We start from the raw sequence: 9,361 nt of genomic DNA on the forward strand, positions 1-9,361 counted from the left end.
AGGGCTGGATATGGCGCACCTCGGCCTAGCCGCGCGATAGGACGGGAGGCTTGTCGCGCCGGCGGAGTGATCCTCCCCGAATGTCAGGTTGATCTTCGACGTCGAGCGGTTGGGCGTCTGATTGCGGGCCGGGAGGGACAGTCCGGCCCCGCCCGGCCCGCTCAACCCCGCTTCGTCAGGCAATTCGCGGCGCTCAGCACCGCCTTGACCGAAGCGGTCGCGACATCCGCGTCGATGCCGATGCCGAACACCGCCCGTCCCCGTGCATCGCGGCATTCGAGATAGGCGGCCGCCTGGGCCTCGGCTCCGGGCTTCAGCGCATGTTCGTGATAGTCGACGATCTCGATTGCAATTCCGCAGTCCTCCCGCAGGGCATCCAGCACGGCAGAGATCAGCCCATTGCCGCTGCCGCTGATCGAGCGCTCTCGCCCGTCGATCGCGATCCGGCCGACAAACCGGCGGCTCCGCCCGGGCCTGTGCGACCCGTCGTCGGTGTAGTCGAGCAGGGTAAAGCGCTGAGGGCCCGAGAGGCAGTAGGTCTCCTCGAAAGCGGACCAGAGATCCGCCGCGGTCAGCTCCCGTCCGGTGCGATCGGCGGTGGCCTGCACCACGCGGCTGAAATCGACCTGCAGCGGCCGCGGCAGCCGCAGGCCCTTGTCCTGCTCCAGCATCCAGGCGACGCCCCCCTTGCCGGACTGGCTGTTGACCCGGATCACCGCCTCGTAGCTGCAGCCGAGATCCGCCGGGTCGATCGGCAGGTAGGGCACCTCCCAGATCCCGTCGTTGCGCGCGGTCTGGGCGGCGAAGCCCTTGCGGATCGCGTCTTGGTGCGACCCCGAAAAGGCGGTGAAGACGAGGTCGCCGGCATAGGGATGACGCGGATGGACGGGAAGGCGGTTCGAATGCTCGATCATCCGCACCACCTCGCGCATGTCGGAGAAGTCGAGCCCCGGATCGATGCCCTGGCTGTACAGGTTCAAAGCCAGGGTGACGAGGTCGACATTGCCGGTGCGCTCGCCGTTGCCGAACAGGCAGCCCTCGATCCGCTCGGCGCCGGCCATTACCGCCAGTTCCGCCGCCGCCACGGCGGTGCCCCGATCATTGTGCGGATGCACGCTGACGGTGACCGAATCCCGGCGTGACAGGTGGCGGCAGAACCACTCGATCTGATCGGCATAGACGTTCGGCGTCGCCACCTCCACCGTCGCCGGCAGGTTCAGGATCAGCGGCCGCTCCGGCGACGGGTCCCAGGCGGCGAGCACCGCTTCGCAGATCTCCAGCGCGAATTCGGGCTCGGTGAAGCAGAACGTCTCCGGCGAGTATTCGAAGCCCCAGGCCGTTCCCGGCCGGCGTTCGGCCTCGTCCCGGATGCTCCGCACGGCGGCGAGCGCGAGCGCCACGATCTCCGGCCGATCCAGCCCGAACACCACGCGCCGGAACACCGGGGCCGTGGCGTTGTAGAGGTGGATGACGGCACGATCGGCGCCCTCCAGGGCTTCGAAGGTGCGGCGGATCAGGTCGGCCCGGGCCTGGGTCAGGACCTGGACCGTCACGTCGTCCGGGACCGCGTCTTCCTCGATCAGCCCGCGGACGAAGTCGAACTCCGTCTGCGAGGCGGAGGGGAAGGCGACCTCGATCTCCTTGAAGCCCAGCCGCAGCAGCATCTCGTAGAAGCGGCGCTTGCTCTCCCCGTCCATCGGGTCGACCAGCGCCTGGTTGCCGTCGCGCAGATCGGTCGAGCACCAGCGCGGCGCCGCGGTGATGCTGCGTGAGGGCCAGGTCCGGTCGGCCAGGTCCGGGCCGATGAAGGGGCGGTATTTGGTGTCCGGTCGGGTCAGCATCTGCCGAATGTCCCTGTATGTCTTCGAACGGAATGAAGACGGCGGAGTCACGGCCGCCGGGCGCCGTCAATCCCGACGACCGCAGCGAAGTCGCAGCACGGGCAGGGCAAGGATGGGCGAGGGAGATCTCATCGCGATCATGAGAGGCCGGGCGGGAGGTCGCAGCCTAGGCGGTCACCGCGCCGCGGGCGCGCGCGGTGCGGACAACCGTCGTCGCGATCCGGACAGGGCCGTCAGTGGCCACCGCCCGCCGCCGCGGCCCGGCCCTGGCGGAGGAAGACCGCGACGGCGCCGCAGGCCACGAGGGCGACGGCCGCGACCAGGAAGGCATCGCCATAGGCCATGAACAGGGCCTGGCGATGGATCTCGCCGTCAATCAGTCCGATCGCCTGCATCCGGGCGGGAAGGGCGCCAGGGCCCAGCAGGGCGTCGGCGCGGCCGACCTGCGTCCCCGACACGGCGCGCACGCCGTCGATGATCCACTCCCGGGTTTCCGGCAGGTACAGGCTGACGCTCTCGCCCAGCCGCATGGCGTGAAGCTTCTCACGCTCGACGACGATCTGGCTGATGATCGCGATGCCGACTGCGCCGCCGAGATTCCGGACCATGCTGAACAGGCCGGAGGCCGAGCCGAGCTGGTGCCGCTCCAGCCCCGCCACGGATATCACCGAGAGGGCGACGACGACGAGGGACTGGCCTATTCCACGGATGACGAGCGACGGCACGATCACATTGCGGGCACTGTTCGCATCCAGGCCCGTGCTCATGAAGCATCCCGCCGCCACGAAGGCGAAACCCAGGATGACGGTCAGGCGCGCGCCGAGCCGCCGCATCAGCATCGGGGTCAGGAACGACATCACCAGCTGGACCGCCCCGTAAGGGATCATGACGAGGCCGGTTTCCCGCGCATTGTAGCCGTGCAGCTGGGAGAAATAGTTCGGGACCAGGAACACGACACCGAAGACCGCGGCGCCGAAGGTGAACTGCACCAGGCTCGCCAGGCCGAAATTGGCGCGGGCCAGCAGGCGCAGATCGATGAACGGGCGCCTGCGGCACAGCTCGATGGCGACGAAGGCGAGGAGGCCCGCGCCGGCGACGGCGCTGGCGTAGACGATGAAGCCGGAGGCGAACCAGTCTTTCCGCCCGCCTTCCTCCAGCACGATCTGGAGGGCGCTGAGGCCGACGGCCATGGCGGCGATGCCGCCCCAGTCGCCGCGGCGCAGCTCGTCGGTCCGCATCGGCTTCGGGTCGATCGACCACGCGATCGCCCCGAGCAGGAACAGGCCCGGCGGGATCTGGAGATAGAAGATCCAGCGCCAGGAATAGGCGTCGGTCAGCCAGCCGCCGATGGTCGGCCCGGCGGCCTGGGCCACGTTGTTGGCGATCGCGAACAGCGCCATGCCGACCGGGTGCTTCGACGGCGGCAGCTCGGTCACGATCAGCTGGAACGACAGCGGGATCAGAACACCGCCGGCGGCCCCTTGCAGAGCCCGGGCGGCGATCATCGTGCCGATGGTCGGGGCCAGTGAGCAGCAGACGGAGAACGCCAGGAACCCCACGGTCCCGGCGATCAGGACGCGGCGGATCGAGATCACCTCCGACAGCCAGGCGGTCAGCGGGATGATGACGATCTCCGCCACCAGATAGGCGGTGGTGATCCAGGATCCTTCATCGAAGCTGGCGCCCAGGGATCCTTCGATGTCCGGTAGCGACGCGTTGGTGACATGGACGTTCATGCCGGCCATGAAGCAGCCGAAGACGCCGCCGATCACGGCGACCCAGGACCGGAGGGGGACCGGCCGCTCGGCTCCGGACTCATTCCGCATCGGAGTGCTCCGGACGGTCGCCGGCCCTGGTATCGACGGTCGCCACCACCGACATGCCCGCCCGCAGTCCGAAGCTGCGCTCCGCCGGCCGGTCGATCAGGATCTTCACCGGGATGCGCTGGACGATCTTGGTGAAATTGCCGGTGGCGTTGTCCGGTGGCAGCAGCGCGAACTGGGCGCCGGACGCCGGTGAGAAGCTGCCGACATGGCCGTGCAGCACGGTTCCGCCGAAGGCGTCGACGCTGATGTTCGCCGGCTGGCCCGGCGCCATCGCCCGCAGTTGGGTCTCCTTGAAGTTGGCGACGACATAGGCCGAATCCAGCGGGACGACCGCGAGCAGCGGCAGCCCGGGCTCGACATACTGGCCGGCCCGGACCGTCCGCTGGCCCACCATGCCGCCGGTCGGGGCGCGGATGACGGTGCTGTCCAGCGCATTCTGCGCCAGGGCCAGCGTCGCCCTGGCCTGCCCGGCTTGTGCCCGGCTGCGCTCGAGCGCGGCCTCGGCCTCGCGGCGCCGGGCCGTCAGGACCGGAACCCGGCCGGCCTCTGCCTCCAGGGCTGCCCGTGCCTTAGCCAGGGCGGCATCGGCCTTGCGGCTGTCGGCCTCCGCCGTCTCCAGCCTCTGGCGGCTCGCCGCCTGCCGGTCGGCCAAGGCCAGGAAGCGATCGAAATCCCGCCGGGCCCGCTGCGCCTCGGCGTCGGCTCCGTCGGCCGCCGCCCGGGCTTCGGCCACCGCGCTTCGCTGCTGCTGCAACTGGGCGTCGATGGTCGCGATCGCGGCGAGATCGGCCGCGACATCCGCGTCTGCGGCGTCGACTGCGGCCTGCGCCTTGTCGCGCTCGGCGCGGTGGTCGCGGTCGTCGATGCGCAACAACACCTCTCCGACCTGCACCGGCTCATTGTCGCCGACCATGACCGCAGCGACGTAGCCCGAGACGCGAGGGCTGATGGTGACCACATCGGCCCGCACATAGGCGTCGTCGGTCTCTTGCAGGAAGCGGCCGACAGTCCACCAGTGCCAGCCCGCCGCGCAACCACTGGCCGATACCGCGACGGCAGCTGCGGCGAGGAGCAGGGCCTTGCCCCGCCGGGTTCTGCCCCGGCCGGGTGCGGTCGAGGCCGCCGGATCGTCTTGCGCTTCCGTCGGCGCGCGTCTGGTGATGATGCTCATGCTGAACCTGCGAATTCGGGACGCTTCCGGCCGAAACGGTGCGAGCGATAATCAGATGCATCCAGTGAGGGGCTGCCCTGTTCCGCCAGGCGTTGCGGCCGGCCTGAAGCAACGTTACTCAGCGGCAGGCCGTCCTGCGCGCGCCGGAATGACAGCCATCGTCGAGGAATGGACAGGATGCTGACCCATGAGGATTGCCAGGTCACGCCGCGTCCGCTGGCAGCCTTCCCCAGTGATCACGAGGCCGGGATCGTCCTGCCGGCGCACAGCCATCGTCGGGCCCAACTGATCCACGCCATCGCCGGCGTCATGACCGTGCATGCGGCGCCGGGCAGCTGGGTGGTGCCGACGGGACGGGCGGTGTGGATGCCGGGCGGGATCGAGCACGAGATCCGCACCGCGAGCCCGATCCGGATGCGGACGGTCTTCGTCGAGCCCGATGCCCGGCCGGACCTGCCTCGCGACTGCCGCGTGCTCCAGGTCTCGCCGCTGCTGCGCGAGCTGGTGATCGCCGCTATGGACCTGCCGTTGGCCTACGAGCTCGGTGGCCGTGACCAGCGGATCATGGAGCTGATCCTGGACGAACTGCGGCTTGCGACGGTCCTCGACTTCCACGTGCCGATGCCCCGGCATCCGAGGCTGGCGGCGCTCTGCGGCCGCTTCGTCGCCGATCCGTCCAGGCCGGCGGAGATGGAGGGGTGGGCGCGCAGCCTGGCCATGAGCAGCCGCACCATGGCCCGTCTCTTCCGGCGCGAGACCGGGATGAGCTTCGGCGACTGGTGCCGTCGCGCCCGCGTTCTCCTCAGCCTGCCGCGCTTGGCCGAAGGCCGCTCGATCCTGGAGGTCGCGCTGGAGCACGGCTACGACAGCCCCAGCGCCTTCGCCGCCATGTTCCGGCGCGAGCTGGGGGTGCCGCCCAGTGCTTACTCGCAGCGCGGTGAACGGAGGTCGGGCTGAGATTGCGGGCAGACGTCAGGCCGCCGTCTTCAGCTGTGATCCACAGCGCTTCCATGTGCCGCGTAGTTGGTCGGGCAGCTTCGACCATCGTCGAGGAAGCGAGTGAAGGCTGGCCAGCGCTTGAACAAGTAGTTCATCGCTTTGCGACCTCGATATGGTGGGATGGCTGGGCCTCTTGCATCTGACCTTGGTGTCAGTCCATCAGACAATCACTTGGGAGCGGGTATCGAGACTCTGTCGGAGTCGCCGTGCGGCAATGCGGCCCAGCGTGACGGGTCCGATGCCGTCGCCGAGCGACAGGCTGCAGCGCCCGGCCTCCTGCCAGTCCACTCGTTCCAGCTGGTCCAGGTTGACGATCAGCGAGCGGCTGACGCGGACAAAGGGCGGCGTCGGCAGGCGGGCCTCGAAATGCCGGAGCAGCCGGCACACCAGGTAGTCCCGCGCACCCTTCAGGAAGACGCGGGTGAAATCCGCTTCCGCCGCCAGCATGGTGACCATGCCCAGCGGCGCGATCACCGATCTGCCGTCGATCCGCAAATGGATGCGCGCCGGTGCGTCGCCGCGATGCCGATCGACATCCAGCTGCAGGTCGTCCTGGCGTTCCGGGTCAGGAACCGCAGGGCGTGCCGTGTTCTGCTCGTGCTGGCGCAGCCGCTCGATCGTCATGGCCAGCCGCCCGGGATCGACCGGCTTCAGCAGGAAATCGATGGCCGAGATGTCGAACGCCCTGACCGCGTAAAGATCATGCGCGGTGACGAACACGATCGCCGGTGCCGGCGACAGCTGCGCGACCAGATCGAAGCCGCGGCCGTCGGTCAGCTCGACATCCAGGAAGATCGCATCGGGACGCAGCGCGGATGCCTGCACCTGCGCCTCGGACACGGTCCCGGCCTCGGCTACGACCTCGATATCCGGATGCGCCTGCAGCAATCGGCGCAGCCCGCGGCGGGCCGGCGGCTCGTCGTCCACCACCATCACGCGAAGCATGCATCTCCCCTCAGCAGCAGCCGCGCCACTACGAGGTCGCCGTCCTGGACCAGGGACAGCTCGTGGCGCGACGGATAGTGCAGTTCCAGACGGCGTCTGGTGTTGGCCAGGCCCACCGCCGGCCGGTCACCGGCGCGCGGGGCCAGCCGGCCGGGGTTGACGACCTCGATCGCCACGGCGTCGCCGGCCGTCCGCCGGGCGGTCACGCGGATCTCCAGCATCTCGGCGTACGACCGAAGCCCATGCTTCACCGCGTTCTCGACCAGCCCCTGCACGATCAGGTGCGGCACGACGACAGACCGCGCCGCCGGATCCATTTCGACGACGCAGCGCAGGCGGCCCTCGAAGCGCAGCTCCTGGATGCGGACAAAGGCGCGCACCGCCTCGATCTCGTCGGTCAGCGGGCACACCGGCCGGGTCTGTTGGTCCAGCGAGTAGCGAAGATAGGCGGCGATGCGGTGGGTCATCTCCAGCGCGGAATCGGGATTGTCCGGGATCTCGGCCGCCACGGTGTTCAGCGCGTTGAACAGGAAGTGGGGGTCGAGCTGCAGGCGTAGGCGCTGCAGCTCCGCCCGGGTTGCGGCGGCCTGCGCCTCGCTGTGCCGTGCCCGCTCCGTCCGGGCGTCGACAGCCGCCCGGATCCAGAAATAGGCCAGCGACCAGCCGAGGAAGACAGCGGTGTAGAAGACCGCCGGGACAGCGTCGTTGGCCGCCATGTTGCCCACGGGGATGTCGGGGAACAGGCCATCCTTGAGCGCATTGGCGATCACCATCTGCAGGATCCCGCCGAGGACGGAGCAGGCCAGGGCCCGGGCGGCGACAACAGCCCCGCGATGCCGGGTCCGCTGCAGATAGAGCTTGTATGCCGCGCTCGTCAGCAGGAAGCCGATGGGGTCGAGCACCAGGGTCAGCGCCACGGTCAGCGCGACGTCGTTGAAGGCGGCGAGCCGCGAGACCAGGCCGAAGAAGGCGATGAAGATCCAGGCCGCCGCGTTCGCGCGCCAGAACGAAATCGGTGGCGACGGGGCATTGTCCGTCGCTCCATCTGCAGCCGCGAAAGGGGGCAAGTCAGCCAGTCTCCGATATCCGGCGGAGATCCGATCGCATCTCTCGCCAAAGGCGGCCCGCCATGATGCGGCGACTGGCTGGTCCTGGAAATGTCGCTTCATCGACTGGAATGGCCGTTTCATCGAATAGCGCGCGTGCGGTTCAGCGCAACGATACTAGGACTTCGGTCGCGCGGTCGATGTTTCGTGTCCGCGAGAGGGGCCGCCGGCACCAGTCCGGCGGACGCAACAGCTTGGCGTCGTGCCTGTCGATGGAAGGCCGGCCGGGCCGGGCGGGAGGCCAACATGACCGGATCGAAGGACCACCAAGACAGGAACGTCATGGGAGCCCGCGCCCAGGCCGCGATCGCCAGGCGGAAAGCGATGGTCCGCTTGGCGCTTCGATCCTCCATTTCGGCCTGCGCGGTCCTGGCGGCCGTCCCGGCGGGCGCCGGCCAGATCGGCTGCTCCGGCAGCAACCCGGTCACCTGCACTCTGTCCGGCGGCCCCTACACCACCCGTGAATATGTGAAGATCTTCGGCACGCAGGGCGATGATGACGTCAAAAGCGGCGGTGCCTCGGACAGTCTGAACGTCACCAACAACGCGACCATCGACATCAGCCCGACATCCCCCTCCACCTTCGTCTACGGCGGGATCACCGCCATCGCGCAAGGCGGGTTCGGCAAGGACAATGCCAATGGTGGCGCCGGCGGCAAGATAACGTTCACCAACAACGGTGCGATAACGACGGAGCTGACAACCAGCGGGTTCCCGCTGCTCTTCGGAATCGAAGCGACGTCCATTGGCGGTGCGGCCGATCTCGACAACTCGGACAACAATTCCAACGGCGGCACGGGCGGCGTCGGCGGGACCGTGTTCGTGACCAACAACCAGAAGCTGACGGTTACCGGCGCCAGCCAGCTTGGGTTCTCCGGCATCTTTGCCGCGAGCATCGGCGGCCACGGCGGCGACCAGAACGGCAGCGTGTCCGGCAACCAGAAGGGCGGCGCCGGCGGCAGCGGCGGTACCGTTCAGGCCGACAATCACGGCACGATCCTCTTGGGCACCAGCTCCAACCGCATACAGGCCCCGGCCACGGGCGGAGGGATGATCGCGGTCTCGGCAAGCGGCGATGGCGGGACCGACAATGGTGACGGTGGTTCCGGGGGGTACGCGGCCGTCACCAACAATGGTTCGGTCCAGGTCTACTGGAACGACACCGAAGGAGACGAAACCGACCTGTTCGGCATCGGCGCCCTCGCCACCGGCGGTAACGGCCTCGCCTCCTCAGACCCCAGCGACGCCGGCGGGGCGGGCGGTCAGGGCGGCAGCACCAATGCCTCGAGCAGCGGCGAGATCCTCGTCGACGTGACCAACGGCACCAAGCTGACGGGCGGCGCCCTGGCCGCGGCAACCCGGGGCGGCAACGGGGGCAAGGGCCCCGACAGGGACAGTTCCGGCGGCGCCGGCGGGGCTGCGGGCGGGGCGTCGGTGCAGCTCAATGACAACGGCACGCTGACCACCCATGGC

General features: G+C 69.0%; 6 protein-coding genes and 1 pseudogene. 2 read left to right on the forward strand and 5 right to left on the reverse strand.

Annotation, left to right across the window (positions count from 1 at the left end; all coding sequences use genetic code 11):
- Nucleotides 1-161: 161 nt before the first annotated feature.
- The 3 genes from leuA to P409_RS01865 form a co-directional block, all read right to left on the reverse strand.
- The gene (gene leuA, locus P409_RS01855) at nucleotides 162-1,841 is read right to left on the reverse strand and encodes a 2-isopropylmalate synthase (RefSeq protein ID WP_034831224.1); all 1,680 of its coding nucleotides are present in this window, start codon (nucleotides 1,839-1,841) and stop codon (nucleotides 162-164) included.
- Nucleotides 1,842-2,074: 233 nt separating this feature from the next.
- Complete coding sequence (locus P409_RS01860) at nucleotides 2,075-3,667, reverse strand: MDR family MFS transporter (RefSeq protein WP_034831225.1); 1,593 nt, start codon at nucleotides 3,665-3,667, stop codon at nucleotides 2,075-2,077.
- Nucleotides 3,657-4,838 (reverse strand): HlyD family secretion protein, encoded by a 1,182-nt coding sequence (locus P409_RS01865; RefSeq protein ID WP_034831227.1) that lies wholly within the window; start codon nucleotides 4,836-4,838, stop codon nucleotides 3,657-3,659. Before P409_RS01865 ends, P409_RS01860 begins: the two co-directional genes overlap by 11 nt.
- A 177-nt stretch (nucleotides 4,839-5,015) precedes the next feature.
- On the opposite strand from P409_RS01865, the gene P409_RS01870 reads away from it, so the two are divergent.
- Nucleotides 5,016-5,795, forward strand: a complete 780-nt coding sequence (locus P409_RS01870; RefSeq protein WP_034831237.1) for an AraC family transcriptional regulator — start codon at nucleotides 5,016-5,018, stop codon at nucleotides 5,793-5,795.
- 201 nt (nucleotides 5,796-5,996) lie between these two features.
- Here P409_RS01870 and P409_RS01875 read toward each other — a convergent pair whose 3' ends face one another.
- Both P409_RS01875 and P409_RS01880 read right to left on the reverse strand, forming a co-directional pair.
- Nucleotides 5,997-6,782, reverse strand: coding sequence for a LytR/AlgR family response regulator transcription factor (locus tag P409_RS01875; RefSeq protein WP_034831229.1), 786 nt, complete (start codon nucleotides 6,780-6,782; stop codon nucleotides 5,997-5,999).
- Nucleotides 6,770-7,849, reverse strand: a complete 1,080-nt coding sequence (locus tag P409_RS01880) for a sensor histidine kinase (protein WP_202964521.1) — start codon at nucleotides 7,847-7,849, stop codon at nucleotides 6,770-6,772. The genes P409_RS01875 and P409_RS01880 overlap by 13 nt, the downstream gene beginning before the upstream one ends.
- 285 nt (nucleotides 7,850-8,134) lie before the next feature.
- Here P409_RS01880 and P409_RS01885 point away from each other — a divergent pair.
- Nucleotides 8,135-9,361 (forward strand): annotated as a pseudogene (locus P409_RS01885) (hypothetical protein); the annotation flags it as partial.

This window comes from Inquilinus limosus MP06 (genome assembly GCF_000767795.1).
Lineage (GTDB): Bacteria > Pseudomonadota > Alphaproteobacteria > DSM-16000 > Inquilinaceae > Inquilinus > Inquilinus limosus_E.